Origin of the sequence: Hymenobacter lapidiphilus (assembly GCF_013377885.1) — a bacterium.
Classification (GTDB): domain Bacteria; phylum Bacteroidota; class Bacteroidia; order Cytophagales; family Hymenobacteraceae; genus Hymenobacter; species Hymenobacter lapidiphilus.
In genome coordinates, this window is record NZ_JABKAU010000101.1 from 1 (window position 1) to 853 (window position 853).

Consider the following 853-nt stretch of genomic DNA (forward strand, 5'->3'; position numbering starts at 1 on the left):
GGGCCGTGACGGCGTGAATGGACTTGGGGAAGCGCTCCGTTATCTGGCTGATGGTGGTTTCGACGCCTTTGCGAAAGTGCTGAATCAGAAAGTTTTGCCACGGCTCGTGGGGCCGCTTGCTGTTCTTACGGCGGTCCACCATCAGCGCTACCTGTTCCGCCTCGTACCACGCCTCTTCCAACGCGTAGTCGGTGTAGGCGGCATCGGCATACACCACGCTGCCTTCGGGCAATTGCGGGTCCAGCGCTTTGAGGCCTGTAATGTCGGCCTCGCTGCCGGCGTGAATGTAGAATTCGACCGGCAGCCCGTCGTGGGTCATGAGCAGCTGGACTTTGAAGCCGTAGAAGTAGCGCCGCTTGCTGGCCGAGTAGCCCCGGTAGGCCTCGCCCTGCAGCAGCTGCGAGCGGCGGATGCGCACGTTGTCACAGACGGCGACGGGAAACGAGTCAATGACGTAGCGGGCCTCGGTGTTGAGCTGTTTCAGGTGCTGACCCACGCTGAAGAACAGCTGCTTGAGCGTCTCGTGCAGGCGGTGCAACTGGCGGGTAAAGCCGCTCTTGTCCAGCGCTTTCATGCCCCAGTGCTGCTGCATGTAGCGGCGAGCGGCGGCCAGATTGCCGCCGAAGAAGCGGGCCGCCAACAGGGCCGTGGTCAGCAGTTCGGCGTCGGAGAGGTGGCGCTTGTGCGGGGCCTGGGGGCGGGTGGCACGCAAGAAATCATCGATGAAGCAGTACATTGCCACGGTCTGTTCTGTCATGGGAAGGGAGCTTGAAGCGGTCGAATTCTTCAAACCTAGTCTTTCCCGTGCGGAACAGACTTTTTTTGGCCCCAGCCTACTCCGCAACTTGGGTTA

At 61.3% G+C, this 853-nt stretch carries 1 protein-coding gene; it reads right to left on the minus strand.

Annotation, left to right across the window (positions count from 1 at the left end; genetic code table 11):
- A partial coding sequence (locus tag HW554_RS20255; RefSeq protein ID WP_176910342.1) for an IS982 family transposase occupies positions 1 to 757 on the minus strand: 757 nt, incomplete at its 3' end.
- Between the last annotated feature and the right edge of the window lie 96 nt (positions 758 to 853).